The 25,406-nt window shown below is 68.2% G+C and carries 28 protein-coding genes; 19 read left to right on the top strand and 9 right to left on the bottom strand.

The genetic code is table 11. The annotated features are described in order from the left end of the window. Window positions 1–24: 24 nt before the first annotated feature. The 6 genes from tolA (at window position 25) to AOZ49_RS16770 (ending at window position 5,615) form a co-directional block, all read left to right on the top strand. Window positions 25–1,134 (top strand): cell envelope integrity protein TolA, encoded by a 1,110-nt coding sequence (gene tolA / locus AOZ49_RS16795; protein ID WP_054432694.1) that lies wholly within the window; start codon window positions 25–27, stop codon window positions 1,132–1,134. A gap of 16 nt (window positions 1,135–1,150) precedes the next feature. Continuing rightward, entirely contained in the window at window positions 1,151–2,473 is a 1,323-nt protein-coding gene (tolB, locus tag AOZ49_RS16790) for a Tol-Pal system beta propeller repeat protein TolB (protein WP_054432695.1), read from the top strand. A gap of 31 nt (window positions 2,474–2,504) precedes the next feature. Further along, the gene (pal, locus tag AOZ49_RS16785) at window positions 2,505–3,002 is read left to right on the top strand and encodes a peptidoglycan-associated lipoprotein Pal (RefSeq protein ID WP_054432696.1); all 498 of its coding nucleotides are present in this window, start codon (window positions 2,505–2,507) and stop codon (window positions 3,000–3,002) included. Window positions 3,003–3,088: 86 nt separating this feature from the next. Next, window positions 3,089–3,781 carry a tol-pal system protein YbgF gene (ybgF, locus tag AOZ49_RS16780; RefSeq protein ID WP_054476643.1) on the top strand — a complete coding sequence of 231 codons (693 nt, stop codon included), beginning with the start codon at window positions 3,089–3,091 and terminating at the stop codon, window positions 3,779–3,781. Continuing rightward, window positions 3,781–4,824, top strand: coding sequence for a FecCD family ABC transporter permease (locus AOZ49_RS16775; protein WP_054476641.1), 1,044 nt, complete (start codon window positions 3,781–3,783; stop codon window positions 4,822–4,824). Before ybgF ends, AOZ49_RS16775 begins: the two co-directional genes overlap by 1 nt. Continuing rightward, window positions 4,821–5,615 (top strand): ABC transporter ATP-binding protein, encoded by a 795-nt coding sequence (locus AOZ49_RS16770; protein WP_054476639.1) that lies wholly within the window; start codon window positions 4,821–4,823, stop codon window positions 5,613–5,615. Before AOZ49_RS16775 ends, AOZ49_RS16770 begins: the two co-directional genes overlap by 4 nt. Before the next feature lie 48 nt (window positions 5,616–5,663). Here AOZ49_RS16770 and AOZ49_RS16765 read toward each other — a convergent pair whose 3' ends face one another. After that, a complete protein-coding gene (locus AOZ49_RS16765; protein WP_054476637.1) occupies window positions 5,664–6,161 on the bottom strand; it encodes a YbaK/EbsC family protein in 498 nt (165 codons plus the stop codon). 138 nt (window positions 6,162–6,299) lie between these two features. Between AOZ49_RS16765 and AOZ49_RS16760 the strand changes: the two genes are divergently transcribed. Further along, window positions 6,300–7,109 carry an alpha/beta fold hydrolase gene (locus AOZ49_RS16760; protein WP_054432701.1) on the top strand — a complete coding sequence of 270 codons (810 nt, stop codon included), beginning with the start codon at window positions 6,300–6,302 and terminating at the stop codon, window positions 7,107–7,109. Window positions 7,110–7,120: 11 nt separating this feature from the next. Here AOZ49_RS16760 and AOZ49_RS16755 read toward each other — a convergent pair whose 3' ends face one another. Then, window positions 7,121–7,591, bottom strand: a complete 471-nt coding sequence (locus AOZ49_RS16755; protein WP_054416331.1) for an Lrp/AsnC family transcriptional regulator — start codon at window positions 7,589–7,591, stop codon at window positions 7,121–7,123. Window positions 7,592–7,835: 244 nt separating this feature from the next. Here AOZ49_RS16755 and AOZ49_RS16750 point away from each other — a divergent pair, with 244 nt between their 5' ends. Further along, window positions 7,836–8,792 (top strand): DMT family transporter, encoded by a 957-nt coding sequence (locus tag AOZ49_RS16750; RefSeq protein ID WP_231690365.1) that lies wholly within the window; start codon window positions 7,836–7,838, stop codon window positions 8,790–8,792. Between the two features lie 70 nt (window positions 8,793–8,862). Here the strand turns inward: AOZ49_RS16750 and fusA are convergent, their stop codons facing one another. The 4 genes from fusA to AOZ49_RS16730 all read right to left on the bottom strand — a co-directional run bounded on the left by fusA (window position 8,863) and on the right by AOZ49_RS16730 (window position 13,635). After that, entirely contained in the window at window positions 8,863–10,974 is a 2,112-nt protein-coding gene (gene fusA, locus AOZ49_RS16745; RefSeq protein WP_054432703.1) for an elongation factor G, read from the bottom strand. A gap of 281 nt (window positions 10,975–11,255) precedes the next feature. Then, window positions 11,256–11,720: a universal stress protein gene (locus AOZ49_RS16740; protein WP_006388728.1), complete on the bottom strand. Its 465-nt coding sequence runs from the start codon at window positions 11,718–11,720 to the stop codon at window positions 11,256–11,258. An 87-nt stretch (window positions 11,721–11,807) separates the two neighbouring features. Then, window positions 11,808–12,152: a protein tyrosine phosphatase family protein gene (locus AOZ49_RS16735; protein ID WP_025137488.1), complete on the bottom strand. Its 345-nt coding sequence runs from the start codon at window positions 12,150–12,152 to the stop codon at window positions 11,808–11,810. Between the two features lie 46 nt (window positions 12,153–12,198). Next, window positions 12,199–13,635, bottom strand: coding sequence for an aminotransferase-like domain-containing protein (locus AOZ49_RS16730; RefSeq protein WP_054476634.1), 1,437 nt, complete (start codon window positions 13,633–13,635; stop codon window positions 12,199–12,201). Window positions 13,636–13,883: 248 nt separating this feature from the next. Between AOZ49_RS16730 and AOZ49_RS16725 the strand changes: the two genes are divergently transcribed. Together AOZ49_RS16725 and AOZ49_RS16720 are read left to right on the top strand one after the other, a co-directional pair. Then, window positions 13,884–14,690, top strand: coding sequence for a DMT family transporter (locus AOZ49_RS16725; protein WP_231690368.1), 807 nt, complete (start codon window positions 13,884–13,886; stop codon window positions 14,688–14,690). Continuing rightward, entirely contained in the window at window positions 14,687–15,331 is a 645-nt protein-coding gene (locus AOZ49_RS16720) for a LysE family translocator (protein ID WP_054432706.1), read from the top strand. The genes AOZ49_RS16725 and AOZ49_RS16720 overlap by 4 nt, the downstream gene beginning before the upstream one ends. A 10-nt stretch (window positions 15,332–15,341) precedes the next feature. Here the strand turns inward: AOZ49_RS16720 and AOZ49_RS16715 are convergent, their stop codons facing one another. Together AOZ49_RS16715 and AOZ49_RS16710 are read right to left on the bottom strand one after the other, a co-directional pair. Next, the gene (locus tag AOZ49_RS16715) at window positions 15,342–16,034 is read right to left on the bottom strand and encodes an LrgB family protein (protein WP_054476630.1); all 693 of its coding nucleotides are present in this window, start codon (window positions 16,032–16,034) and stop codon (window positions 15,342–15,344) included. Further along, entirely contained in the window at window positions 16,024–16,428 is a 405-nt protein-coding gene (locus AOZ49_RS16710; RefSeq protein WP_054476628.1) for a CidA/LrgA family protein, read from the bottom strand. Before AOZ49_RS16710 ends, AOZ49_RS16715 begins: the two co-directional genes overlap by 11 nt. A 96-nt stretch (window positions 16,429–16,524) precedes the next feature. Here AOZ49_RS16710 and AOZ49_RS16705 point away from each other — a divergent pair, with 96 nt between their 5' ends. The 9 genes from AOZ49_RS16705 to AOZ49_RS16665 all read left to right on the top strand — a co-directional run bounded on the left by AOZ49_RS16705 (window position 16,525) and on the right by AOZ49_RS16665 (window position 24,929). Continuing rightward, on the top strand, window positions 16,525–17,412 hold the full coding sequence (locus AOZ49_RS16705) for a LysR family transcriptional regulator (protein ID WP_054476626.1): 888 nt from the start codon (window positions 16,525–16,527) through the stop codon (window positions 17,410–17,412). A gap of 71 nt (window positions 17,413–17,483) precedes the next feature. Beyond that, the gene (locus AOZ49_RS16700) at window positions 17,484–18,371 is read left to right on the top strand and encodes an alpha/beta hydrolase (protein ID WP_054476625.1); all 888 of its coding nucleotides are present in this window, start codon (window positions 17,484–17,486) and stop codon (window positions 18,369–18,371) included. 177 nt (window positions 18,372–18,548) lie between these two features. Next, on the top strand, window positions 18,549–19,460 hold the full coding sequence (locus tag AOZ49_RS16695) for a dihydrodipicolinate synthase family protein (RefSeq protein ID WP_054476623.1): 912 nt from the start codon (window positions 18,549–18,551) through the stop codon (window positions 19,458–19,460). Window positions 19,461–19,536: 76 nt separating this feature from the next. Further along, complete coding sequence (locus tag AOZ49_RS16690; protein ID WP_054476666.1) at window positions 19,537–20,292, top strand: ABC transporter ATP-binding protein; 756 nt, start codon at window positions 19,537–19,539, stop codon at window positions 20,290–20,292. Next, window positions 20,285–21,004 carry an ABC transporter ATP-binding protein gene (locus AOZ49_RS16685; RefSeq protein WP_054476621.1) on the top strand — a complete coding sequence of 240 codons (720 nt, stop codon included), beginning with the start codon at window positions 20,285–20,287 and terminating at the stop codon, window positions 21,002–21,004. The genes AOZ49_RS16690 and AOZ49_RS16685 overlap by 8 nt, the downstream gene beginning before the upstream one ends. A gap of 87 nt (window positions 21,005–21,091) precedes the next feature. Continuing rightward, window positions 21,092–22,297: an ABC transporter substrate-binding protein gene (locus AOZ49_RS16680; RefSeq protein WP_054476619.1), complete on the top strand. Its 1,206-nt coding sequence runs from the start codon at window positions 21,092–21,094 to the stop codon at window positions 22,295–22,297. Window positions 22,298–22,409: 112 nt separating this feature from the next. After that, a complete protein-coding gene (locus AOZ49_RS16675) occupies window positions 22,410–23,312 on the top strand; it encodes a branched-chain amino acid ABC transporter permease (protein WP_054432714.1) in 903 nt (300 codons plus the stop codon). A 1-nt stretch (window position 23,313) separates the two neighbouring features. Next, window positions 23,314–24,279 carry a branched-chain amino acid ABC transporter permease gene (locus AOZ49_RS16670; protein ID WP_054432715.1) on the top strand — a complete coding sequence of 322 codons (966 nt, stop codon included), beginning with the start codon at window positions 23,314–23,316 and terminating at the stop codon, window positions 24,277–24,279. Next, window positions 24,279–24,929, top strand: coding sequence for a GntR family transcriptional regulator (locus AOZ49_RS16665; protein ID WP_054476617.1), 651 nt, complete (start codon window positions 24,279–24,281; stop codon window positions 24,927–24,929). The genes AOZ49_RS16670 and AOZ49_RS16665 overlap by 1 nt, the downstream gene beginning before the upstream one ends. On the opposite strand, the gene AOZ49_RS16660 is transcribed toward AOZ49_RS16665, so the two are convergent. Beyond that, window positions 24,904–25,395 (bottom strand): multidrug/biocide efflux PACE transporter, encoded by a 492-nt coding sequence (locus AOZ49_RS16660; protein WP_054476614.1) that lies wholly within the window; start codon window positions 25,393–25,395, stop codon window positions 24,904–24,906. The genes AOZ49_RS16665 and AOZ49_RS16660 overlap by 26 nt on opposite strands. Window positions 25,396–25,406: the final 11 nt, after the last annotated feature.

Genomic DNA, 25,406 nt, shown 5'->3' with positions numbered 1-25,406 from the left:
CGGCGCCGCCGGCCTGCAACGCTCATGACGCCACCCATCATTCGACACCACAGCGGCCCCCCGGCCACGCCGCCCAACAACGACAACCGGATCGCCCTGATCCTGGCGTTGCTGGTGCACGCGCTGCTGCTGGCCGTATTGATCTTCAACCTGAACTGGCGCACCGAAGCCCCGGGTCCGGTGGAAGTGCAGCTGTGGGCCGACGGCAATTCGCCCGTCTCGCCCCCACCGCAACCCCAGCCCGAACCGCCCAAGCCCCAGCCCAAGCCGCAACCCCAGCCCGAACCCGAGCCGGAGAAGAAGCCCGAGCCGCCTCCGCCGCCGCCCAAGCCGGATCCGCAAGTCCAGCCCAAGCCTGACGAAGTGGATCCGGAAATCGCGCTGCAGGAAGCCAAGAAAAAGAAAGAGCAGGAAGAGCAGGCCCGCCAGGCCGCCGAGGCGGCCAAGGAAAAGGCGCGCCTGGAGGAAGAGCGCAAGCAGGCCGAGCTGAAGGAAAAGAAGCGCCTGGAACAGGAACGCCAGGCCGCTGAAAAGGCGGCCGCCGACAAGGCCGCCGCGGAAAAAGCCGCGGCCGACAAGGCTGCCGCCGAGAAGAAGGCCAAGGAAGACGCCGCCAAGAAGGCGGCGGCGGAGAAAGCCGCCGCTGACAAGGCGGCAGCGGACAAGGCGGCCGCCGAGAAAGCCGCGGCTGACAAGGCCGCCGCCGAAAAGGCCGCTGCCGAGAAGAAGGCCAAGGAAGAAGCCGCCAAGAAGGCCGCGGCCGACAAGGCCCTGAAGGACGCGTTCCGCAACGACGCCCTCGGCGCTGCCGGCATCCCCGGCGGCACCGCCGACCGCAACCAGGCCGGCGGCGGCCGCGACAGCGGCTACGGCGCCAAGGTGCGCGCCTGCGTGCAGCCCGGCGTGGCCTACCCGCCGCCGCCGCGCAGCGGCTCGGACAATCCGACCGCCCAATACCGGGTACAGTTAGGTTCTGACGGGAAGGTTAACGGCGTCACGCTGACCAGCTCTTCCGGCAACCCGGGCTTCGACCGCGCGGTCGAGACCGGCATCCGCCGTTGCAACCCCTTCCCCAAGCCCTCGACCGGCCGCTACGAGCCCATCATTGACGTTGTGTACAGAATGTATGATTGACAGGAGATTGCTGATTATGACTCCCGCCCATAGCCGACGAGCTTCCCCCCTCGTTCTCTGGCGATCGTATGGATTCGGCCTGTTGCTGCTGGCGCTTGCCTGCCTGATGGCCATCAAGCCCGCCCAGGCCCAGCTGCGTGTCGATATTTCCGGCACCGGCGCCACCCAATATCCCGTCGCCATCGCCGATTTCGCGGTGGATGACGCCCATGGCCGCGCCCTGGCCGAAGTGATCCGCGCCGACCTGACCCGCACCGGCCAGTTCCGCCTCATCAGCGCCGCCGGCTCGGGCCTGAACGTCGACTCGCCCATCGCCCATGACGACTGGCGCGCCAAGGGCGCCGACTTCATCGCCTATGGCAGCATCGTGCGCGGCAACGACGGCCGCTACGACGTCCGCTACCGCCTGGCCGACACGGTCAAGAAGGGCCAGCTGGACGGCGTCGCGTTCTCCGGCACCGAGCAGGAACTGCGCCGCGTCGCCCACCAGATCGCCGACCGCATCTATGAAAAGATCACCGGCGTGCGCGGCGTGTTCTCGACCCGCATCGCCTACGTGCTCAAGCAAGGCGCCACCTACGAACTGCAAGTGGCCGACGCCGACGGGCAGAATCCGCAGGTCGCCCTGCGCTCGCGCGAGCCGATCATCTCGCCCGCCTGGTCGCCCGATGGCTCCAAGCTGGCGTACGTGAGCTTCGAATCCGGCAAGCCGGTGGTGTACGTGCACACGCTGGCCACCAGCGCCCGCGTGCCGGTCGCCAACTTCAAAGGCAACAACAGCGCCCCCGGCTGGTCGCCCGACGGCACCCAGCTGGCCGTGGCCCTGACGCGTGACGGTCTGTCGCAAATTTACATCGTTAGCGCGGCCGGCGGCTCGAATATGAAGCGAGTTACGCGTTCTCCCGGGATTGACACCGAGCCGAGCTTTACGCCGGACGGCCGTTCCATTATCTTTACCAGTGACCGCAGCGGCGGGCCGCAAATTTATCAAACCGGCCTGGACGGTGGCGATGCTCGCCGCCTCACGTTTAATGGTGGTTACAACATCTCACCCCGAATTTCCCCCGATGGATCGACGCTGCTGTACGTTGCAAGACGCGACGGCGCGTTCCGAATCGCATCGTTGAACCTGTCCTCCGGCTCGGAGAACTTGTTGACCGATGGTCGTGACGATCAGTCGCCAAGCTTCGCGCCGAACGGCATGCAAGTCCTCTACGCCGCGATCCAAAACGGACGTAGCGTGCTTGCAGGCGTTTCGAGTGATGGCCGCGTACGGCAGACGCTTTCGGTACTGAACGGGGAAATACGTGAACCGACTTGGGGCCCATTTACCCGATAACACGTGTGACTCTCTTTGCAAAGGAACTATCATGAAGTCGCGCATTGCCAAAAGCCTAACCATCGCCGCTCTGGCCGCCACCCTGGCAGCTTGCAGCTCCGTCCCTCTCGACGATAAAGCGGGTCAGGGCGGAGGCGCTGGCCAAGGATCGGCCTCCGGCCAGATCCTTGATCCCTTCAACCCCCAAAGCATCCTGGCGCAACAGCGCTCGGTATACTTTGACTTCGACAGCTACACGGTGTCCGATCAGTACCGCGGCCTGGTGGAAACCCACGCCCGTTACCTGGCTTCGCACCAGCAGCAGAAAATCAAGATCGAAGGCAACACCGACGAACGCGGCGGCGCCGAATACAACCTGGCCCTGGGCCAGCGCCGTGCCGACGCCGTGCGTCGCATGATGACCCTGCTGGGCGTCAGCGACAACCAGATCGAAACCATCAGCTTCGGTAAAGAAAAGCCGAAGGCGACTGGCTCGTCGGAAGCCGACTTTGCGGAAAACCGCCGCGCCGATATCGTTTATCAGCGCTAAGCTTTTCGTATAGTTAAGTGCCCCACCACGCGTCGGGACGGTCTACCGGCCGTCCCGACGTTTGTTTTTATCCCCCGGGAATTTTCATGCGCGATAACGTTCTGTCCCTGCGTCCCTTGATGGTGGCCACCGGCCTGGTGCTGGCAGCCCTGACGGCGCCCGCCCACGCTTTCTCAGATGACGAGGCCCGCAAGGCCATCCTGGATTTGCGCCAGCAGGTGCAGCAACAGAACGAGCAGAGCCAACGCGCCAAGCTGCAACTGGCCGACCAGATCCAGGCGCTGCAACAGGAAGTCGCGCAACTGCGCGACCAGCTGGAACTGGTGTCGCGCCAGCAGCCCAGCGCCAACAAGCCGGGCGGCACCGCGGGCGGCGCCAACCCGCCGGGCGCGACCGCCGGCGATCCGCAGGAACAGGCCGCCTACGACGGCGCCATCGACCTGTTCCGCAAGGGTCAATACAAGGAGGCGTCCGAATCGCTGGCCGCCTTCACCGCGCTCTACCCCGCCAGCCAGCTCGCGCCCAGCGCCCAGTTCTACCTGGGCAGCAGCCGCTATGCGCTGAAGGACTTCAAGGGCGCCATCGAGCAACTGAACGCCATGGTGCAGAAGGCCCCCGACAACGCCCGCGCCCCCGACGCCCTGCTGGTCATCGCCGGCAGCCAGATCGAGATGAACAACCGCGCCGGCGCCAAAACCACGCTGCAGCGCATCGTCCGCGACTACCCGACCACGCCGGCCGCCAACACGGCCAAGAGCCGCCTGCAACTGCTGCAGTAATGGCGGAAGCCGCCTCCGCGGTCGCCGCCTATCGGCACATCCTGCGCCGCCGCGCAGGGCTCATCGCCCTGCTGCTGGCGGCGATTTGCATTGGGCTGCTGCTCGACTTCACGCTCGGCCCTTCGGGGCTGGGCTGGGGCGAGCTGTGGCGCGCGCTGAGCGCGCCGGCGTCGGCCGATCCGACGCTGCGCGTCATCGTCTGGGACATCCGGCTGCCCTACGCCCTGATGGCCGCGCTGGTCGGCATGGCGCTGGGCCTGGCGGGCGCCGAGATGCAGACCATCCTGAACAATCCCCTGGCCAGCCCGTTCACGCTGGGCGTGTCGTCGGCGGCCGCCTTCGGCGCGTCGCTGGCCATCGTGCTGCACCTGGGCCTGCCCGGCGTGCCGGACGGCTGGCTGATCGCCGGCAACGCCTTCCTGTTCGCCATGCTGGCGGCCCTGCTGCTGGACGGCGTGGCGCGCCGCGGCGGCATGAACAGCTCGGGCGTGGTGCTGTTCGGCATCGCCATGGTGTTCACCTTCAACGCGCTGGTGTCGCTGGTGCAGTTCACCGCCAGCGCCGAGGCCTTGCAGAACCTGGTGTTCTGGACCATGGGCAGCCTGGCGCGCTCGAGCTGGACCACCGTGGCCGCGCTGGGGCTGGCGTTCGCCGTGGCGCTGCCGCTGGCCATGCGCCAATCCTGGAAGCTGACCGCCCTGCGGCTGGGCGAGGAGCGCGCGGCCAGCTTCGGCGTGGACGTGCGCCGGGTGCGCGTGACGGCGCTGGCGCGCGTCAGCCTGCTGTCGGCGTTGGCGGTGGCGTTCGTCGGCACCATCGGTTTCATCGGCCTGATCGCGCCGCATATCGCCCGCCGCCTGGTGGGCGAGGACCATCGCTTCTTCCTGCCGGGCAGCGCCCTGGTGGGCGGCGTCATCCTGTCGCTGGCGTCGGTCGCGTCCAAGAACCTCGCGCCGGGCGTCATCGTGCCGGTGGGGATCGTCACCTCGCTGATCGGCATTCCGTTCTTCGTGGCGGTGGTGCTGCGCCGGAACATGCCATGAGCGCGGCGCCGACGCTGGCCGTCTCGGCCCTCACCGCCGGCTATGGCGGCCAGGACGTGCTGCACGGCCTGTCGCTGCCGCCCCTGGGCGCGGGCGAGGTCACGGCCCTGCTGGGCCCCAACGGCAGCGGCAAATCGACATTGCTCAAGGCCCTGGCGGGCCTGGTGAAGGTGCGCGCCGGCCACGCCCTGCTCGACGGCAAGGACCTGGTGCGGATGGATTTCGCGGCGCGCGCGCGCCACCTGGTCTACCTGCCGCAGAGCCTGCCGGCCGCCGTGCACCTGAGGGTGTTCGAATCAGTGCTGGTGGCGGCCCGCGCCAGCGAAGCCGACGGACCGCCGGCGGATCTGCACGAGATCGACCGACTGCTGGCGCGGCTGGGCATCGGCCACCTGGCGCTGTCCTACCTGGACGCGCTGTCCGGCGGCCAGAAACAGCTGGTGGGACTGGCGCAGGCGCTGGTGCGGCGGCCGCGCGTGCTGCTGCTGGACGAGCCGCTGTCGGCGCTGGACCTGAACTACCAGTTCCATGTGATGCGGCTGCTGAAGCAGGAAACCGCCGATCGCGGGCTGATCACGGTGATCGTGCTGCACGACCTGAACGTGGCGCTGCAGCACGCCGACCGGGCGGTGATGATCCATGGCGGCAGGCTGGTCGCCGCGGGCGCGCCGGCCGAGGTCATCACGCCCGCCTCGCTGGCCGCCGTGTACGGCGTGCACGGCCGGGTCGAGGCCTGCTCGCGCGGACGGCTGCAGGTGCTGATCGACGACCTGGAAGCCGATCCGCACTGACACCGCCGCGCCATCCGCGCGGCAAGACGCGGGACGGCCCGGGCGACGCTAGGCGCGCTGCGCCACGTCGGCGACCGGCGCGCCGGTCATGGCGGCCAATTGCTGCGGCGTCAGGTTGAACACGGCGTGCGGGTGCCCCGCCGCCGCCCACAGGCTGTCGTACTGGAACAGATCCTGGTCGAGCAGCATCACGGGCTTGACCGCGTGGCCGATGGGGCAGACGCCGCCGATGGCGTAGCCGGTCATGTCGCGCACGAACTTGGCGTCGGCCTTGGCCAGCGCGCCGACCTGTTCGGCGACCTTGGCCTCGTCGACGCGGTTGATGCCGCTGGCGATGACCAGCACCGGCGCGTCGTCCGCGGCGCGGCGGAAGATGATCGACTTGGCGATCTGCGCCACCTCGCAGCCCAGCCCCGCCGCGGCTTCCGCCGAGGTCTTGCCGGTCTGCGGCAGCACCACCACCGGCTTGTCGTGGCCCAGATCGGCCAGCAGGCGGGCAACGCGCTGGGCGGACTCGGGAAGATCGGCGGGCGTGGCGAGGGACATCTGGCGACTCCGTTCAAGACAAAAAGATCGGGTCACGAGTTTATCAGCCCGGCCATGCCCCCGCGGCGGGCGCGGGCGCATGGCTGCCGCGTGGGCGAACCGGCTAGAATGCCCGCCTGGCTTTCCGACCCCGACCCGATGCGTTCCGAACCTGTCCTGCCCCTGCAAACCGCCGATATCGGCGGTTACGCCATGTCCTACACCGAATACGGCGAGGGCGCGCCCCTGGTGCTGGTGCACGGTTCGCTGTCGGACTGTCGCTACTGGAAATCGCAGATGGCGCCGCTGGGGCGTTCGTTCCGGGTGCTGGCGGTGTGCCTGCGGCGCTACTGGCCGGAAACCTGGGACGGGGAAGGCGACGGTTTCTCGGTGGCGCAGCATGGCGCCGACGTGCTGGCCTTCATCGACCAGGTGGCGGGCGAGCCCGCCCACGTGGTGGGCCACTCGCGCGGCGGCCGCGTGGCGCTGGAAGCGGCGCTGGCCCGCCCCGATGCCCTGCGCAGCCTGACGCTGGCCGACCCCGGCCTGCCGCTGCCCGGCGGCGACGACGCCCGTGGCGGCTTTCGCCAGCGGGCGCTCGAACTGATCCGCGACGGCGCCGTGGAAGAAGGCCTGGCGCTGTTCGTGGACACGGTGACCGGACCGGACACCTGGCAACGCATGGTGCCCTGGTTCAAGGAAATGGTGCGCGACAACGCCGGCACGCTGTTCGGCCAGGCCCGCGAGACCCCGGCCTCGCTGAGTCCGCAAGAGATCGCCTCGCTGACCCTGCCGACGCTGCTGATCGGCGGCGCGTTGAGCCCCGACCCCTACCCCGCCGTGCTCGACGCGCTGGAAAGCTGGCTGCCGCAATCGCAGCGGGTGAACATCGCCGGCTCGTCGCACGGCATGAACCTGGGCAATCCGCGCGCCTTCAACGGCGCCATCGAATCGTTCCTGCGCGGCTGAGCCACGCGCCGTCAAGGTTCGACCGACGGCGTGTGCTTGAGGCGCTTGAGCACGAAAGTCGAGCGGCTGTGCCGCACACCGGGCAGCTTGTAGAGCCGCTTGCGCAGGAACTCCTCATAGCCTTCGGTGCCGGCCACGGCGACCTTGATCAGGTAGTCGTATTCGCCCGTCACCAGGAACGCCTCCACCACTTGCGGCAGCCGCGTGATCGCCTCGCCGAAGCGCGCCAGCGTGTCGTCGTCGTGGTGCTCGAGCGTGACCTCGATCATGACCGTGTCGGGCAGGCCCAGCGCCTTCTGGTTCAACAGGGCCGCGTAGCCCTCGATCACGCCCGCGTCCTCCAGCGCCTTGACCCGGTTCCAGCAGGGCGTGGGCGACAGGCCGACCTGCTCGGCCAGCTTCAGGTTGGTGAGGCGGCCGTCGGCGCGCAGGGCGCGCAGGATCTTGCGGTCGGTTTCGTCGATTTTGGGTGGCGTGGACACGGCGGAAAATCCGTAGAAGAGAATATCCCTGCAAAACCTGATTCTAGAGGATATATATTCCTCCAATACCGCCAAATTGGCGGGAATCAGGAAACCTATTTTCCCGACCCGGCCGTAGACTTTCCATCAAGACGGGCATTACCCCGCCCGTCGGATCCAGCGCCCGCGCCGTGGCACAACCCGGCGCCGACGCCGGTGTAGTCCACCGCAGTGTGCCGCGCGCCGATCCGCGCGGCGGGAAATCATGTCTCACGCAGCAGCAGTACCCGCAAGAACCGGCCTGGGCCTGTCCGGCACCGCCATGCTCCTGGCCGCGCCGGCGCTCTTCGCCTCCAACATGGTGGCCGCCCGCTGGGCCCACGACACCGCCCTTCCCCCCGTTTTCCTGGCCTTCGGCCGCTGGCTGATCGCCTTCCTGATCCTGTTGCCGCTGGCCGCGCCGGCCTTGCTGCGGCATCGCCAGGCGCTGTGGCGCGGCCTGCCCACGCTGCTGCCGCTGGCGGTGCTGGGCATGGGCGTGGCGGTGGCGCCGCAGTACATCGGCGCCCAGAGCACCAGCGCCACCAACATCGCCCTGATCTTCTCGTGCAGTCCGATCCTGGTGGCGCTGCTGGAGGCGCTGATCTGGCGCAAGCCCCTGCCGCCCCTGCGCGCCGCCGGCCTGGCGCTGGCGCTGGGCGGCGTGCTGGTGGTGCTGACGCGGGGCGACGCCTCGGTGCTGGCGCGGCTGGCGTTCGGCCAGGGCGACCTGTGGGTGCTGCTGGCGGCCACCGGCTGGGCCTTCTATACGGTGCTGCAGAAGCGCCTGACGCTGCCGGCGGTGCCCGATGGCGCGCGGCTGGCCGCGATGATGCTGGGCGGCGCGATCGCGCTGGCGCCGTTCGCGGGCATCGAGGCCGCCGCCGGCGCCACCCCGCCCTGGACCGATCCGCGGCTGGCGGCGGTGCTGCTGTTCCTGGCGGTGGTGCCCAGCCTGGGCGCGTATTACGTCTACGGCCGCCTGATCAGCCGCGCCGGTCCCGCCACCGCGGGCCTGTCGATGTTCCTGGTGCCGGTGTATGCCGCGCTGCTGGCCTGGCCGCTGCTGGGCGAGGCGCCGCAACTGTTCCATGCCTACGGCTTCGTGATGATCCTGCTGGGCGTGAAGCTGGCGTCCTCGCGCATGCGGGCGACGACGGCCGGGGCCGCCGCGCCGGCATGAAGCACACGTAGCGCCGACATGAAAAAAGGGCCACCCGCACGGGTGGCCCTTGTTCCGAGCCGATCGGAATTCAGCGGCCCGAACCCTGGGCCGCGATCACTTCCTGCGCCACCTGGCGCGGCGCTTCGGCGTAGTGCTTGAACTCCATCGTGTAGGTGGCGCGGCCCTGCGTCAGCGAACGCAGCGAGGTGGAGTAGCCGAACATCTCGGCCAGCGGCACCTCGGCCCGCACCACCTTGCCGCCGCCCCCGGCGATGTCTTCCATGCCCTGCACCATGCCGCGGCGCGACGACAGGTCGCCCATGACGTTGCCGGTGAAGTCCTCGGGCGTTTCCACCTCGACCTGCATCATCGGTTCCAGCAGCACCGGATCGGCGCGCCGCATGCCTTCCTTGAAGGCCATCGAGCCGGCCATCTTGAAGGCGTTTTCGTTCGAGTCCACGTCGTGGTACGAACCGAAGAACAGCGTCACCTTGACGTCGACCACCGGATAGCCCGCCAGCACGCCGGCGTTGAGCGATTCGCGGATGCCCTTGTCCACCGCCGGGATGAACTCGCGCGGCACCACGCCGCCCTTGATGGCGTCGACGAATTCGTAGCCCTTGCCCGGTTCCTGCGGCTCGAGCTTGAGCACCACGTGGCCGTACTGGCCGCGGCCGCCCGACTGCTTGACGAACTTGCCTTCGACTTCGTCACAGGTCTTGCGGATGGTCTCGCGGTAGGCGACCTGCGGCTTGCCCACCGTGGCCTCGACGCCGAACTCGCGCTTCATGCGGTCGACCAGGATTTCCAGGTGCAACTCGCCCATGCCGGAGATGATGGTCTGGCCGGATTCCTCGTCGGTGCGCACGCGGAACGAGGGGTCTTCCTGCGCCAGCCGGCCCAGGGCGATGCCCATCTTCTCCTGGTCGGCCTTGGTCTTGGGCTCGACCGCCTGCGAGATGACGGGCTCGGGGAACACCATGCGCTCCAGCACGATGACGTGCGAGGGATCGGTCAGCGTGTCGCCGGTGGTGACGTCCTTGACGCCCACCGCGGCGGCGATGTCGCCGGCGTAGACCTCGGTGATCTCGCGCCGTTCATTGGCGTGCATCTGCAGGATGCGGCCCAGGCGTTCTTTCTTTTCCTTGACCGGGTTGTAGACCGAGTCGCCGGATTTGACCACGCCCGAGTAGACGCGGAAGAACACCAGCTGGCCCACGAACGGGTCGGTCATGATCTTGAAGGCCAGCGCCGAGAACGGTTCCTTGTCGGTGGGATGGCGCTCGATTTCGCGGTCGCGCTCGTCGTGGCCCTTGATGGCGGGCACGTCGACCGGCGACGGCAGGTAGTCGATGACCGCGTCCAGCATGGCCTGCACGCCCTTGTTCTTGAAGGCGCTGCCGCACAGCATGGGCACGATCTCGTTGGCGACCGTGCGCTGGCGCAGGCCCTGCTTGATCTCGGCCTCGGTCAGCGCGTCGCCGCCCAGGTATTTCTCCAGCAGCGTCTCGTTGGCCTCGGCGGCCTTCTCGACCATCTTGTCGTGCCATTCCTGCGCCTGCGCCTGCAGCGCCGGCGGAATGTCGCGGTACTCGAAACGCACGCCCTGGCTGGCATCGTCCCAGATGATGGCCTTCATCTTGACCAGGTCGATCACGCCCTCGAAGCCGTCCTCGGCGCCCACCGGCAGCTGCACCGGCACGGCATCGCCCTTCAGACGCTCGGTGATCTGGCGCTGCACGCGCAGGAAGTCGGCGCCGACGCGGTCCATCTTGTTGACGAAGGCCAGCCGCGGCACGCGGTACTTGTTGGCCTGGCGCCAGACGGTCTCGGATTGCGGCTGCACGCCGCCGACCGCGTCATAGACCATGACGGCGCCGTCCAGCACGCGCATGGAGCGTTCGACCTCGATGGTGAAGTCGACGTGGCCCGGCGTGTCGATGATGTTGATGCGGTGTTCGGGATAGTTGCCGCCCATGCCCTTCCAGAAGGCGGTGGTGGCGGCGGACGTGATCGTAATGCCGCGTTCCTGTTCCTGCTCCATCCAGTCCATCACGGCGGCGCCGTTGTGCACTTCGCCGATCTTGTGGGTGATACCGGTATAGAAGAGGATGCGCTCGGTGGTCGTCGTCTTGCCCGCGTCGATGTGGGCGCTGATGCCGATGTTCCGGTATAGCTCGATAGGCGTCTTGCGAGTCATGGCCTCGTTCCTTGCAGTAATCACCAGGAATGGGCGGCAGGTCCGACCGGATACTGCCGCGGCGGGCGCCATGCCGCGTTGAGAGGTGTGCTCGGGTGTTGCGAAACCGCGCCCGCACTTATCCGTAAATATTACGCGCCGCGAGCCGGTTTACAAGCTTTAGCCATAAGCGCCATAGGGGATGGCGCGGGCAAGAAAAAGCCCCTCGGCGGGAGGGGCTGGGCACGGCATTGGCGCCGGCGGGCCTGACAGCGGCCTGACTCAGGCCGCGCGGGCCGGGATTACTTCTTTTCTTCCTTGACGCGGTACACCAGCACGGCGGTGCTGGCCAGCGACAGCACCTTGGCGGTGACGCTGCCCAGCAGCAGGCGCGACAGGCCGCTGCGGCCGTGGCTGCCGATGAAGATCAGGTCGCAACCCGCGTCGGCGGCGGCCTGGACGATGCCGTCGGCCACGTTGAAGTTGGACACGGCGCGCGCCTCGGACTTCACGCCGGCGGTGTCGGCGCGGTCGGTGATCTGCTTGAGGTACTTGTCGGCCTGCTCGGCCGAGGCCTTTTCGTAGTCTTCGTCGGTGATGGCGTAGGCCGCGGCCATGCCGTCGAAACCGATGGTGGCGGCGAACGGCTGCGTCACGTAGAGGGCGACGACGTCAGCGCCCACCGAGCGCGCGAAGGAAATGCCGGCGTTGGCGGCTTGGGCCGACAGCGGCGAGCCGTCGGTGGGAATCAGGATCTTCTTGAACATCTTGCCTGCTCCTGTTTGAGAGGAAGCTCCATGCTACCGGAAACCCGCCAGGTTCACATCAAGCGAACCCGGGGTCCTTGATGCGCGTCAACCCAGCTGCTGGGCGGCGGCGAACAGATTGGTGCAGCGGGTGCCGGTGCGGCAGTACGCCAGCACCGGACCCGGCAGGGTGCGCAGCAGTTCGGCGAAGCGGACCACGTCGGCCGCGGTCATGGCGCTGCCGACGACCGGCTGGTATTCGATTTTCAGACCGGCGGCGGCGGCGGCCTTGGAGACGTCGGCGGCGGTCGGCTGGTCGGGGCCGCCCTCGAAGTCGGGACGGTTGATGATGACGCTCTTGTAGCCGGCGGCGGCCACGTCGGCCATGTCGTCGGGACCCAGTTGCGGGGCGACGGCGAAGTTCTCGGTGAGGGGCTTGATCGGTGCGGACATGGCGATTCCTTGATGGGGGTGACTGCGTATTATTGTAGGAGCCGTTTCAGGCGAAAAGTTTTTCCAGCAGATTCCAGACGCCGCGGTCATCGACCATCGGCACCGAAAACCGCAACATGGTCGACGGCCCCTGCGACGGCGAGAACAGCGTGCCGGGCGCCAGCAGCATGCCCTGGTCGGCGGCGGCGCGGGCCAGCACCTCGCTGTCGCGCCCGCAATCGGCCCACACGAACATGCCCGCCTGCGGTTCGTGCCGGATCGTCAGGCCGAGCTTCTGCAGGCCCTTCAGGCAGCGCTGGCGGGCCTCGTCCACCCGCAGCCGCACGCGCTCGATATGGCGCCGGTACTGCCCTTCCATCAGCACCCGGTGCACCACCCGCTCGCCCAGCTCGGGCGAGGTCAGCCCGGCCAGCATTTTCAGGTCGGCCAGTTTCTGCAGGATGTCAGGATTGGCGGCCAGGTAGCCGACGCGCAGGCTGGCCGCCAGCATCTTGGAATAGCCGCTGACCAGGATGACGCGGTTGAGCCGGTCCAGCACCGCCAGCTTCATGGCGCCGCCCGGATGCAGCTCGCCGTAGGTGTCGTCTTCCACCACCATGAAGTCGTGGCGCTCGGCGATGCGCAGGATGTCGTAGGCGGCGCCGGCCGACAGGGTGTGGCCGGTGGGGTTGTGGACCGCGCTGTTGATGATGAACAGTTTCGGCTTGTGCTGCGCCGCCAGTTGCTCGAGCAAGGCGGTGTCGGGGCCGTCGGGGCCGCGCGGCACGCCGATAAGCCGGGCGCCGAAGGCGGCCAGGCGGCCGAAGATGACGAACCAGGCCGGATCCTCGACCAGCACGGTATCGCCCGGCTGCACCAGCAGGCGGGCGATCAGGTCCAGCGCGTGGGTGACGCCGTTGGTGGTGAGCAGGTTGCGCTCGGGATGGGCCGGCACGCCGTCGCTCTGCAGCGAGGCGGCGATCTGCTGGCGCAGCGGCGAAAACCCCTGCGGATGGCCATAGGACACGAGATGGCCGCGCACCGAGCGGCCCACGGCGCGCACCGCGCCCGCCACCATTTCAGGATCGAGCCAGTCGGCCGGCAGCAGGCCGGCGCCGCCCGGCATGCCGGGGCCGCCCCCCCCCTCGCGGAACATACTGCGCAGCAGCCAGGCGATATCGACCCGCGCCGGCGGCGTGAAATTCTGCGTCGACGCCGGCACGGCGACCGGGGCCAGCGGCCCGCTGCGGGCGCGCACGAAAAAGCCGGCGCCGCGCCGCGACTGCACCAGGCCGCGCGCCACCAGCCGGTCGTAGGCTTCCACCACCGTGAAGCGGCTGACGCCGGACTGTTCGGCCATCTTGCGGATGGACGGCAGCCGGGTGCCGGGGCGCAGCCCCTGTTCGTCGATGCGCCGGGCCAGGCCGTCGGCCAATTGCGCCACCAGCGTGGCGTCGGCCTGGCGCACGGGCTGCCAGGGCATGGAAGGCGAAGCAACTGTCATGGGGATTTCACCAGGCCAGTGGTTGAAGTGACATGTATAAGTGTACCGGTACTGTACCGATAACTATGCGTAGAGTGACAGCAATGGCATCAGCCCGCAAGTCCCGCGGACCGCCCCCATTTTTCGACGCCCCGCCATGAACCGCTCCGTGCCGTATCCCGCCCTCCAGGCCGCCCCCCGCCGCGTCGCCCAGGGAAGGCTACGGCTACGGCTTCCTGGGGGTGCTGGTGTTTTCGCTGACGCTGCCGATGACGCGCGTGGCGGTGACCGAACTGCCGCCGCTGCTGGTGGGCCTGGGACGCGCCCTGCTGGCCGCGGTGCCGGCCCTGGCGCTGCTGTGGCTGACCCGCAGCCGCCGGCCCGGGCGCGCTGAATGGCCGGGCGTGATCCTGGCCGCGCTGGGCATCGTGGTCGGCTGGCCGCTGGCCTCGTCGCTGGCGATGCAGACCGTGGCGTCGTCGCACGGCGCGGTGTTCAACGGCCTGCTGCCCCTGTCGACAGCCGTGTTCGCGGCCTGGCGCAGCGGTGAACGGCCCTCGCCCGCTTTCTGGGCCTGGGCCGCGGTGGGCGCCTTGCTGGTGGCGGCGTTCGCCTTGCGCGAGGGCCCCGGCGCGCTGTCGATCGGCGATTTCTGGCTGCTGCTGGCGGTGCTGCTGGGCGGTCTGGGCTATGCCGAGGGCGCCCGCGCCGCGCGCACCCTGGGCGGCTGGCGCACCATCTGCTGGGCGCTGGTGATCAGCGCGCCGGTGCTGGCCGCGCCGGTGGGCTGGATGGCCGCGCAACAGCCCGGCTGGCCGCGCGCGGACGCGGTCGCGGCCTGCGCCTACCTGGCGTTCGGTTCGATGTTCCTGGGATTTTTCGCCTGGTATCGCGGCCTGGCCGCGGGCGGCATCGCCCGGGTCGGGCAGATTCAATTGCTGCAGCCGTTCCTGACGGTGCTGGCCGCAGCCCTGTTTTTCGACGAAGCGGTGGACCCGGGCACCTACCTGTTCGCCGCCGCCGTCATCGTGGTCATCGCCGGCGGACGCCGCGCGATCATTGGAGTCAAGAAATGACGTTGTTCCCCGCCAGCCTGGCCGATGTGCCGCTCGCTTCCCTGTCCTTGCTGGGTCCCCTGGCGCTGTTCGCCCTGGTCAGTTCGATCACGCCCGGGCCGAACAACGTCATGCTGGCCGCGTCCGGCCTGAACTTCGGCTTCCGCCGCAGCATGCCACACCTGCTGGGCGTGAACCTCGGCTTCACGCTGATGATCTTCCTGGTGGGCGTGGGGCTGGGATCGGTGTTCCAGCAGGTGCCGCAGCTGTACACCGTGCTCAAGTACGTGGGCGCCGCCTACCTGCTGTACCTGGCCTGGAAGATCGCCAACTCGGGCGGCATGGAGGACGGCGCCGTCAGCGGCAAGCCGATGACCTTCCTGCAGGCGGCCGCATTCCAGTGGGTCAACCCCAAGGCCTGGGTGATGGCGGTCGGCGTGATCGCCACCTACACGCCGCAAGCCGGCTTCTTCGCCAACCTGGTCATCGCCACGGTGGTGTGCGGCATCGTCAACCTGCCCAGCATCGGCATCTGGGTCACGTTCGGCACCGCCCTGCGGCGCGTGCTGCACAAGCCCTGGGCGATCCGCGCCTTCAACATCAGCATGGCCCTGCTGCTGGTGGCCTCGCTGTATCCGGTGGCGCTGGAGGCCTTGCACTGACGCGGCCGGATCAGGCCAGCAGCGCGACCACCACGGCGGGCGTGACCAGCACATTGAACAGCCCCGCCATCACCATCACCAGCCCGGCCACCGCGCCCTCTTCGGCCGCCAGCTCGCGGGCCTTGGCGGTGCCGGCGCCATGCGCGCCCATGCCGAACAGGGCGCCGCGCGCCAGGGCCGAGCGCAGCGGCAGCCAGCGGCGCATGCACTGGCCGATGGCCGCGCCGAACACCCCGGTGACGATGACGAACACCGCGGTCAGGTCCGGCGCGCCGCCGACGTGCGAGGACACCGCCACCGCGAACGGCGTGGCCACCGAGCGCGGCAACAGGCTCAGCCGCAGATCCGGCGGCAGGTCCAGCAGGCTGCCCAGCGACCAGGCGCTGAGACCGGCGATGGCGCTGCCGACCACCACGCCCGCCGCCAGCACCGGCCAGTAGCGACGGATCAGCGCGCGCTGCTCGTACAACGGCAGCGCGAAGGCGACGATCACCGGCCCCAGCATCGTCATCAGCCAGTGCGAGCCGGACATGTAGTCGCGGTAGCCGGTGTGCAACAGCAGCGCCAGCATCAGCAGCAGGGCCGGCGCCACCACCAGCGTGGACGTCCACCAGTACGCATAGCGGCGGTAGAACAGGCGCGCGCAGACATAGGCCAGCACGGTGGCCAGCGGCCAGAACAGCAGATTGAATTCAGCCCGCATGGCGGTTCATCCAGCGGTAGCAGAGATCGATCGTCAGCGCCGTGCCGGCCATGACCAGCGCGGTGCCCAGCAGGATCACGACCAGCAGCTTGGCGCCCAGCACGCCCAGGAATTCGCGATGGTCCAGCAGCGACATCACCGCGGGCACGAAGAACAGCAGCATTTCGCCCAGCAGCCAGCTGGCGCCGCGATGCACATTGCGCACCCGCAACAGGCCCGAAGCCAGCAGCGCCAGCACCAGCGCCATGCCGATGACGCCGCCCGGCACCGGCAGGCCGGCCGCGTTGGCCAGCATCTGGCCCAACAGGGAGAACAGGGTGATGAGGACGATCTGCAGCAAGCGGCTGCGGCGCAGCACGCTGCGCAGGAGGACGGGATAGCGAGGGCGAGACATGGGGAGGGATTCCAGCGGATGGAACCGTTTTACGCCTGCCCGCGTCATAGATAAAATGAATTTGTCGAATCCAACCCATTCCAATCAGGCATAACCATGGATCTGCGGCCCTTGCGCGCATTGGTGGAGGTGGTCCGCCAGGGCGGTTTTTCCCAGGCGGCCAAGACCGTGTTCGCCACCCAGCCCACGGTCAGCAAGGCCGTGCGCCAGCTGGAGGACGAAATCGGCATGCCCCTGCTCGACCGCCAGGCGCAGCCGCCGCGGCTGACCGAGGCCGGCGAAATCGTTTACCGGCGCGCGGTCAAGATGTTGGCCGAACGCGACGATCTGTACGCCGAGCTGGACGAGCTGCGCGGCCTGAAGCGCGGCGTGTTGCGGCTGGGCCTGCCGCCGCTGGGCAGCAACGCGCTGTTCGCGCCGATGTTCGCGCGCTTTCGCAGCCGCTATCCGCAGATCGAGATCAGCCTGCTGGAACATGGCGGCCATCGGCTCGAGGAAATGGTGATGGCCGGCGAGATCGAGCTGGCCGCTTCGCTGCGTCCGGAATCCGGCGAGCTCGACTGGCAACCGGTGGCGCGCGAGCCGCTGATCGCGCCGCTGCCCGCCGACCATGCCGGCGCGCGGGACGCCGCCATCGGCCTGGAGCAACTGCGCGACGCGCCCTTCATCCTGTTCGAGCGCGGCTTCGCGCTCAATCGCGTCATCCTGGACGCCTGCCAGCGGGCCGGCTTCGCCCCGGCGATCGCCGCCCGCAGCGGCCAGATCGACTTCATCGTGGCGCTGGTCATGGCTGGCATGGGCGTGGCCTTCCTGCCGCGCCTGAAGGCCAACGAGGAACGGCACGCGGGCGTGGCGCGGGTGCCGCTGCGCGATCCCGGCACGGACTGGGAGATGGGCCTGGTGTGGCGCCGCGGCGGCTATCTGTCGCATGCCGCCCAGGCCTGGCTGGCGCTGGCGCGCGAGATGCATCCGGATACCGCTTGACGCGAGCCGCCAACACCCGCCGTTGTATGCTGGCGCCGGAACCGTGCCCGTCGGCGCGGGTCATATCTTCCATGCCCGCCCTGCCCCGCCCCACCCTGCGCCGCCTGATCGGCGCCGCCGTGCTCGCCGCCGCCAGCGTGGTCGGCTGCTCGCAGCTCGACTCCTGGCAGCGCCAGACCATCTTCTCGCCCCAGTCCGAGCCGCAGACCTGGTGGCGCGAGCCGGCCCAGGGCACCCAGGTCTACGACCTGGCGCTGGCCAACGGCGACAAGGTGCGCGCCTGGTACTGGCAAAGCCCGCAAGCCAACGCGCCCACCGTGCTGTATCTGCACGGCGCGCGCTGGAACCTCAATGGCAGCGCCTTCCGCATCGACGGCTGGACCCGCAAGGGCTATTCGATCCTGGCCATCGACTACCGCGGCTTCGGCGCCTCGACGCCGCGCTTGCCTTCCGAATCCAGCGCGCTCGAAGACGCCATGGCCGGCCTGAAGGAGCTGGCACGCCTGCAACCGGATCCGGCGCGCCGTTTCGTCTACGGCCACAGCCTGGGCGGCGCCATCGCCATCGACCTGGCCGCGCGGCCGGGCCAGCCCGACTTCGCCGGCCTGATCGTGGAATCCAGCTTCACCAGCATCAGCGCCATGCTGGCCACCATGAAGTGGGGCCGCGTGCCCGGCGCCAGCCTGCTGGTGACGCAGCCGTTCGACTCGGTCGACAAGCTGGCCGCCATGCACACGCCGATGCTGTTCATGCACGGCACCGCCGACCGCGTGGTGCCGCACACCATGAGCGACGAACTCTACGCGGCCGCGCGCAGCGTTTCGCCCGACCTGAAGCGACTGGTCAAGATCGAGGGCGCCACCCATTCGGGCGCGTTCCGCAGCGGCGAACAGTACGACGACGCCGTCAAGACCTTCATCCAGGACGCCAGCCGCGCGTATCGCCGCAAGGCCGGCTGACGCGGCAGGCCCGCGTCGTCATCGCCTTATTCAACCCATTGTGTCTTTTCCCGGGGGAAAACCCGCTCTCGGGAAACTCCCATATCAAAATATCTTCTAAATATATTTAACGGATATTAGACTTTCTCCCACCCGCCGCTCTTCCTTCGCGGCGCCGGCCATCCGAGGAGAATCAAGTTGAGTAACGTGCGTTGGCAGGGCGTCTTTCCTGCCGTAACCAGTAAATTCCATGCCGACGAAGCCCTCGACTTCGAAGCGATGCGCAAGCATTTCAGCTTCCTGATCGACAACGGCGTGCATGGCCTCGTCACCTGCGGTTCGCTCGGCGAAGCCAGCACCCTGACGCTGGAGGAAAAGCTGGCGGTGACGCGTTGCGCCGTGGAAGCCAGCGGCGGCCGCATCCCGGTGCTGGCCAACGTGTCAGAGACCAGCACCCGCGAGGCGCTGCGCTTCATCAAGGCGGCGGTGGAACTGGGCGTGGACGGCTTCATGCTGATGCCCTCGCTGATCTACGTGGCAGATGCGCGCGAGGCGATGCAGAGCATCCGCACCATGGCCGAGGCCGCCGCCAAGCCCTGCATGATCTACAACAACCCGGTCGCCTACCGCGTCGACCTCAAGCCCGAGCACATGGCCGAGCTGGCCGACTGCCCATGGCTGGTGGCGATCAAGGAAAGCAGCGACGACATCCGCCGCGTGACCGACCTGCGCAACAAACTGGGCGACCGCTTCCAGCTGTTCATCGGCGTCGACGACCTGTCGTTCGAAGCCCTGGCGCTGGGCGCCGACGGCCTGCTGGCCGGCCTGGTGACCGCGTTCCCGCGCGAGACCGTGGCCCTGTACGACCTGATGAAGGCCGGCAAGTGGCAGGAAGCGCTGGCGCTGTACCAGTGGTTCACGCCGCTGCTGCACCTGGACGTCTCGACCAAGCTGGTGCAGAACATCAAGCTGGCCGAGACCCTGGCCGGCGTCGGCAACGAGCACGTGCGCCGTCCGCGCCTGCCGCTGGTGGGCGCCGAGCGCGAGCGCTGCGCCGGCATCATCGAAGCGGCGCTGGCCAAGCGGCCGCGGCAATACCAGTCGAAGTAAGCGACCCAGCCCGAAGCAGGACCGGCGCGCCCGCATGGCCGTGGCGCGCCGTCCTTGCGCCAGCCTCTCGGACACCATGCACAGCGACATCATCCTTCAGACCCGGGGCCTCACCAAGGAATTCCGCGGCTTCGTGGCGGTCAACGACGTCAACCTGAGCGTCAGGCGCGGCGCGATCCATGCCCTGATCGGACCCAACGGGGCCGGCAAGACCACGGTCTTCAACCTGCTCACCAAGTTCCACATCCCGACCCGCGGCGCGATCGTCTACGACGGCGTCGACATCACCGGCGAACGGCCGGCGCAGACGGCGCGGCGCGGCATCGTGCGCTCGTTCCAGATCTCGGCGGTGTTCCCGCAATTGTCGGTGCGCGAGAACGTGCGCGTGGCCTTGCAGCGCAAGCTGGGCGTGGACTATTGCTTCTGGCGTTCGGAGCGCTCGCTGGAGCGGCTGCATGCGCGGGTCGAGGAGCTGCTCGACCAGGTCGGCCTGCGCGCGCAGCTGGACGTGGCCGCCGGCGACCTGCCCTACGGCCGCAAGCGCACGCTGGAGATCGCCACCACGCTGGCGCTGGAGCCCGAGCTGCTGTTGCTGGATGAGCCGACCCAGGGCATGGGCCACGAGGACGTGGACCGCGTCAAGCACCTGATCAAGCAGGTCTCGGCGGGCCGCAGCATCCTGATGGTGGAACACAACATGAAGGTGGTGGCCGACATCTGCGACACCATCACCGTCCTGCAACGCGGCGAGATCCTGGCCGAGGGTCCGTACGCCGAGGTATCCGCGAACCCCGCGGTGCGCGAAGCGTACATGGGAGCGGAAGATGAATGACAAGACCCCGGCGCGGTCCATGCTGGAAATCCGCGGCCTGCACGCCTGGTATGGCGAATCGCACATCCTGCACGGCATCGACCTGGACGTGAAGGCGGGCGAGTGCATCACGCTGCTGGGCCGCAATGGCGCCGGCCGCAGTTCGACCCTGAAGTCGGTGCTGGGCCTGGTGGGCCGGCGCAGCGGCTCCATCAAGGTGCAAGGCCAGGAGACCATCGGCCTGCCGCCGCACAAGATCGCGCGCCGGGGCATCGGCTATTGCCCCGAAGAGCGCGGCATCTACGCCTCGCTGACCGCCGAGGAGAACCTCATGCTGCTGCCCTCGGTGGGGCCGGACGGCATGTCGGTGGAAGAGATCTACACGATGTTCCCCAACCTGAAGGAACGCGCCCACAGCCCCGGCACCCGGCTGTCGGGCGGCGAGCAGCAGATGCTGGCGATGGCGCGCATCCTGCGCACCGGCGCCCGCCTGCTGCTGCTCGATGAAATCACCGAAGGCCTGGCGCCCGTCATCGTGCAGGCGCTGGGCCGGGTGATCCGGCAATTGCAGGAGCGCGGCTACACCACCGTGCTGGTCGAGCAGAACTTCCGCTTCGCCCAGCACCTGGCCGACCGCCATTACGTCATCGAGCATGGCCAGGTGGCCGCCGTGATCGAGCGGGCCGAAGTCGAGCGGTCGCAGGACCGGCTCAACGCCTTGCTCGGCATCTGAGGGCCGTCGCGCGCAGTTCCCCGTCGTTGCAGTTTCCCGTGGTGCTTCCGACCGCAGTCCCCCCATTCCCATACGGAGCGTAGTCAGATGAAATTGAATCGAATCGCAGCGGCGCTGTGCGCCATCGGCCTGGCGGGCGTTGCCCACGCCGAGGCCGGCATCAGCGACGGCATCGTCAAGGTCGGCGTGCTGACCGACCTGTCCGGCGTCTATTCCGACCTGGCCGGCAACGGCTCGGTGATCGCGGCGCGCATGGCGGCCGAGGAAATGGGCAACAAGGTGCTGGGCAAGCCGGTCGAAGTGGTGGCCGCCGACCACCAGAACAAGCCCGACGTCGCCGCCAACCTGGCGCGCGAATGGTTCGACCAGGGCAAGGTCGACATGATCACCGACTTCCCCACCGCGTCGACCGCGCTGGCCGTGATGGAGATCGCGCGCCAGAAGAACCGCGTGACCATGCCGTCCGCGGGCCTGTCGACCGCGATCCTGGGCGAGAAATGCTCGCCGCTGAATGCGCAGTGGACCACCAACACCTACGCGCTGGCGGCCGGCACGGCGCGCGCGCTGGTCAAGGAAGGCAAGAAGACCTGGTACTTCATCACCGCCGACTACACCTTCGGCCACTCGCTGGAGAAGGACGCGACCGAAGTCATCCAGGAGAACGGCGGCAGCGTCGTAGGCGTATCGCGCCACCCCTTCCCCGGCAACGATTTCTCGTCGTTCCTGCTGAAGGCGCAGGCCTCCAAGGCCGACGTGATCGCCCTGGCCAACGCCGGCAACGACACCGTCAACGCGGTCAAGCAGGCCAATGAGTTCGGCATCACCAAGAAGCAGATCGTGGCGCCGCTGCTGACCTACATCTCGGACGTGCACAGCATGGGCCTGGCCAAGGCGCAGGGCATGTACCTGACCGAGGCGTTCTACTGGGACTACGACGACGCCTCGCGCGCCTGGGCCAAGAAGTTCTTCGAGAAGGCCAAGAAAATGCCGACGGCCTCGCAGGCCGGGGTCTATTCGGCCACGCTGTCGTACCTGAAGGCGATCGAGGCGGCCGGCACCGACGAGGCGCCGGCGGTCATGGCCAAGCTGCGCGAAATGACCATCAACGACGCCGTGATCCGCAACAGCAAGCTGCGCGCGGACGGGGCGCTGGTGCACGACATGCTGCTGTTGCAGGTGAAGGCGCCCGCCGAGTCCAAGGCGCCGTGGGATTACTACCACGTCAAGGCCGTGCTCAAGGGCGACGAAGTCTTCCCCAAGCCGCAGGCCGCCTGCCCGCTGAACAAGTCATGACGCCCGCCGGCGCCGGGCGGCTTGCGCCCGGCGCCGGTTCGATCCGCCCGCGGCGCGCGGCAACGCGCGCCTCCCGCAAACCGACGCGTCCCGTGTCCGACCGCCGCCCACTATGTTCGACATCTCGCTTCCCGCCCTGCTCGCCCAACTGCTGGTGGGGCTGATCAACGGCTGCTTCTACGCCATTCTCAGCATGGGGCTGGCCATCATCTTCGGCCTGCTCAACATCGTCAATTTCACCCATGGCGCCCAGTTCATGATGGCGGCGTTCCTGGCGTGGATCGGCTTCACCCAGCTGCCGCAGCTGCTGGGCCCGGGCGCGCAGATCAATTTCTGGGCGGCGCTGGTGCTGGCGCCGCTGCTCGTCGGCGCGGTCGGCGTGGTCATCGAAAAGACGCTGCTCAAGCGGCTCTATCACCTGGACCACCTGTACGGCCTGCTGCTGACCTTCGGCATCGCGCTGATGATGGAAGGCGGGTTCCGCTACTTCTACGGCATTTCCGGCGTGGGCTACGAGCCGCCCGAGATCCTGCAGGGCGGCTTCGACCTGGGCTTCATGTTCCTGCCGGCGTACCGCGCCTTCGTGGTGGTGGCGTCGCTGCTGCTGTGCCTGCTGACCTGGTACCTGTTCGAGCGCACCCGCCTGGGCGCGCTGCTGCGCGCCGGCACCGAGAACGCCCGGCTGCTGCAGGCCTTTGGCGTCAACGTGCCGGTGATGATCACGCTGACCTACGGCTTCGGCGTGGCGCTGGCCGGCGTGGCGGGCGTGCTGGCCGCGCCCGTCATGCAGATCAACCCGCTGATGGGCTCCAACCTGCTCAATATCGTGTTCGCGGTGGTGGTGATCGGCGGCCTCGGCTCGATCATGGGCGCCATCGTCACCGGCCTGGCGCTGGGCCTGCTGGAAGGCCTGGCCAAGGTGTTCTACCCCGAAGCGTCCACCGTGGTCGTGTTCATCGTGATGGCGGTGGTGCTGCTGACGCGCCCCGCGGGCCTGTTCGGCAAGGAGAAATAAGGTGTCGCGCTTCCCTCTTTCCATCCGCATCCTGGCGCTGCTGCTGGTGCCGGCGCTGCTGGTCCCGTGGTTCCCGCAAGTGGTCTATCCGGTGTTCGTGATGAAGGTGCTGTGCTTCGCGCTGTTCGCGCTGGCCTTCAACCTGCTGACCGGCTTCACCGGCCTGGTGTCGTTCGGCCATGCCGCCTTCTTCGGCTGGGCCGGCTATGCGGCCGGCGAAATGATGATCCTGTACGGCGCGGCCGGCCTGCCGCCCGAGCTGGCGATACTGTGCGGCGTGGCCATGGCCGCCGCCATCGGCTATGCGATCGGCTGGCTGGCGATCCGCCGCACCGGTATCTATTTCGCCATGATCACGCTGGCGCTGTCGCAGGTGGCCTACTTCATGGCGGTGCAGGTCCGCTGGACCCGCGGCGAGGACGGCATGCAGGGCATTCCGCGCGGCAAGTTCCTGGGCCTGGTCGACCTGAGCGCCGACACCAACATGTATTACTTCACGCTCGGCGTGTTCGTGCTCGGGTTCCTGTTCGTCTACCGGGTCATCCATTCGCCCTTCGGACAAGTGCTCAAGACCATCCGCGACAACGCGCCGCGGGCGATTTCGCTGGGGTACGATACGGATCGGTGCAAGCTGCTGGCGTTCGTGCTGTCGGCCTCGGTGGCCGGCCTGGCGGGTTCGCTCAAGGCGCTGGTGCTGCAGCTGGTGGCGCTCAACGACGTGTCGCTGGCCACCTCCACCGAAGTCCTGCTGATGACGCTGCTGGGCGGGATCGGCACCGTATGGGGCCCCGTGGTGGGCGCCACGCTGGTCGTCAGCCTGCAGAACTACCTGGCCACCCTGGGCGATGTCGTCACCATCGTCATCGGGTTGATTTTCGTGTTGTGCGTGTCGTTCTTCCGGCGCGGGTTCGTCGGCGAATGGCTGGCCTACACGCAGTGGCGCAAAACGAAGGAAAACAACCGTTGATGGCAGGAGCAGAACCCAAACGGCGCGCCGCGGACGTCGCCTACAACCAGATCGAAAGCATGATCGCCACCCTGCAATTGCAGCCGGGCAGCGCGGTCGTGGAAGCCGATCTGGTCGAAAAGACCGGCCTGGGCCGCACCCCGCTGCGCGAAGCCTTGCTGCGCATGGTGGCGGCCGGCCTAATCCGCCAGGAACCGCGGCGCGGCCTGCGGGTCTCGATGATCCAGCTGGCCGACCACATGGACCTGATCCAGACCCGCCGGGCGCTGGAGCAGCTGATCGCCGCCAGCGCCGCGCGCCGCGCCACGCCGGCGCAGCGCGGCCAGATCGTCGAATGCGCGACGCAGATGGTGCGCGCGGCCGAGGGCGGCAACCTGGACGACTACATGCAGGCCGACCAGTTGCTCGACCACGTCTGTCACAGCGCCTGTCGCAACGTGTCGGCGGTGAATGCGGTGGAACCGCTGATCATCCAGTGCCGCCGCTTCTGGTACGCCTACCAGCACGAGGGCGACATCGCCGAAGGCGCGCGCCGCCACATGGCCATGGCCGCCGGCATCGCCACGGGCGACGAAGCGGCGGCCATCCAGGGCGCGGATTCGCTGATGGACTACCTGGAGATGTTTACGCGCAAGGTGATTGACGCGTAGCGCTCGCGGCCGGGGCGGCGGCGTCCTTGGCGCCGCGCGCCAGCCAGGCCAGGACGCGCGGGCGGGCGCGGTCGTAGCCCAGGTTGTAGAAGAAGGCGTACGGCAGGTAGAACAGCACCAGCGCGATGTCCAGCACGGAGGCCTGCCACAGGCTGATGTTCAGCCACCAGGCGGCCAGCGGGATCACGATCAGGATCAGCCCGAGCTCGAAGCCGAACGCGTGGATCACGCGCACGCGCAGGTTGCGGGTGATGCCCAGGCGGTTCTCCAGGCGGTCGAAGCCGGCGTTGTAGATCATGTTCCAGACCAGCGCGACCCAGGCGATCACGGCGGTCAGCACGCCCATTTCGAACAGCGACTTGCCCATGGCCCAGGCGGCCACCGGCGCGCACAGGCCGATGGCGAGGATTTCGAACAGGAAAGCGTGGATGAAGCGCTCTTTGATGGTTTTCTTGGCTTGTGTCATGACCCACCTCT

This window comes from Achromobacter sp. 2789STDY5608615 (genome assembly GCF_001298995.1).
GTDB classification, from domain to species: domain Bacteria; phylum Pseudomonadota; class Gammaproteobacteria; order Burkholderiales; family Burkholderiaceae_B; genus Achromobacter; species Achromobacter insuavis.
The sequence above is the reverse complement of the archived record's forward strand: the minus strand, read 5'-3'. Positions and strand labels throughout refer to the sequence as shown.

Coding starts and splice junctions, on each gene's coding strand:
- tolA (WP_054432694.1), top strand. CDS start 25: ATGACGCCACCCATCATTCGACACCACAGCGGCCCCCCGGCCACGCCG.
- tolB (WP_054432695.1), top strand. CDS start 1,151: ATGACTCCCGCCCATAGCCGACGAGCTTCCCCCCTCGTTCTCTGGCGA.
- pal (WP_054432696.1), top strand. CDS start 2,505: ATGAAGTCGCGCATTGCCAAAAGCCTAACCATCGCCGCTCTGGCCGCC.
- ybgF (WP_054476643.1), top strand. CDS start 3,089: ATGCGCGATAACGTTCTGTCCCTGCGTCCCTTGATGGTGGCCACCGGC.
- AOZ49_RS16775 (WP_054476641.1), top strand. CDS start 3,781: ATGGCGGAAGCCGCCTCCGCGGTCGCCGCCTATCGGCACATCCTGCGC.
- AOZ49_RS16770 (WP_054476639.1), top strand. CDS start 4,821: ATGAGCGCGGCGCCGACGCTGGCCGTCTCGGCCCTCACCGCCGGCTAT.
- AOZ49_RS16765 (WP_054476637.1), bottom strand. CDS start 6,161: ATGTCCCTCGCCACGCCCGCCGATCTTCCCGAGTCCGCCCAGCGCGTT.
- AOZ49_RS16760 (WP_054432701.1), top strand. CDS start 6,300: ATGCGTTCCGAACCTGTCCTGCCCCTGCAAACCGCCGATATCGGCGGT.
- AOZ49_RS16750 (WP_231690365.1), top strand. CDS start 7,836: ATGTCTCACGCAGCAGCAGTACCCGCAAGAACCGGCCTGGGCCTGTCC.
- fusA (WP_054432703.1), bottom strand. CDS start 10,974: ATGACTCGCAAGACGCCTATCGAGCTATACCGGAACATCGGCATCAGC.
- AOZ49_RS16740 (WP_006388728.1), bottom strand. CDS start 11,720: ATGTTCAAGAAGATCCTGATTCCCACCGACGGCTCGCCGCTGTCGGCC.
- AOZ49_RS16735 (WP_025137488.1), bottom strand. CDS start 12,152: ATGTCCGCACCGATCAAGCCCCTCACCGAGAACTTCGCCGTCGCCCCG.
- AOZ49_RS16730 (WP_054476634.1), bottom strand. CDS start 13,635: ATGACAGTTGCTTCGCCTTCCATGCCCTGGCAGCCCGTGCGCCAGGCC.
- AOZ49_RS16725 (WP_231690368.1), top strand. CDS start 13,884: ATGACGCGCGTGGCGGTGACCGAACTGCCGCCGCTGCTGGTGGGCCTG.
- AOZ49_RS16720 (WP_054432706.1), top strand. CDS start 14,687: ATGACGTTGTTCCCCGCCAGCCTGGCCGATGTGCCGCTCGCTTCCCTG.
- AOZ49_RS16715 (WP_054476630.1), bottom strand. CDS start 16,034: ATGCGGGCTGAATTCAATCTGCTGTTCTGGCCGCTGGCCACCGTGCTG.
- AOZ49_RS16710 (WP_054476628.1), bottom strand. CDS start 16,428: ATGTCTCGCCCTCGCTATCCCGTCCTCCTGCGCAGCGTGCTGCGCCGC.
- AOZ49_RS16705 (WP_054476626.1), top strand. CDS start 16,525: ATGGATCTGCGGCCCTTGCGCGCATTGGTGGAGGTGGTCCGCCAGGGC.
- AOZ49_RS16700 (WP_054476625.1), top strand. CDS start 17,484: ATGCCCGCCCTGCCCCGCCCCACCCTGCGCCGCCTGATCGGCGCCGCC.
- AOZ49_RS16690 (WP_054476666.1), top strand. CDS start 19,537: ATGCACAGCGACATCATCCTTCAGACCCGGGGCCTCACCAAGGAATTC.
- AOZ49_RS16685 (WP_054476621.1), top strand. CDS start 20,285: ATGAATGACAAGACCCCGGCGCGGTCCATGCTGGAAATCCGCGGCCTG.
- AOZ49_RS16680 (WP_054476619.1), top strand. CDS start 21,092: ATGAAATTGAATCGAATCGCAGCGGCGCTGTGCGCCATCGGCCTGGCG.
- AOZ49_RS16675 (WP_054432714.1), top strand. CDS start 22,410: ATGTTCGACATCTCGCTTCCCGCCCTGCTCGCCCAACTGCTGGTGGGG.
- AOZ49_RS16665 (WP_054476617.1), top strand. CDS start 24,279: ATGGCAGGAGCAGAACCCAAACGGCGCGCCGCGGACGTCGCCTACAAC.
- AOZ49_RS16660 (WP_054476614.1), bottom strand. CDS start 25,395: ATGACACAAGCCAAGAAAACCATCAAAGAGCGCTTCATCCACGCTTTC.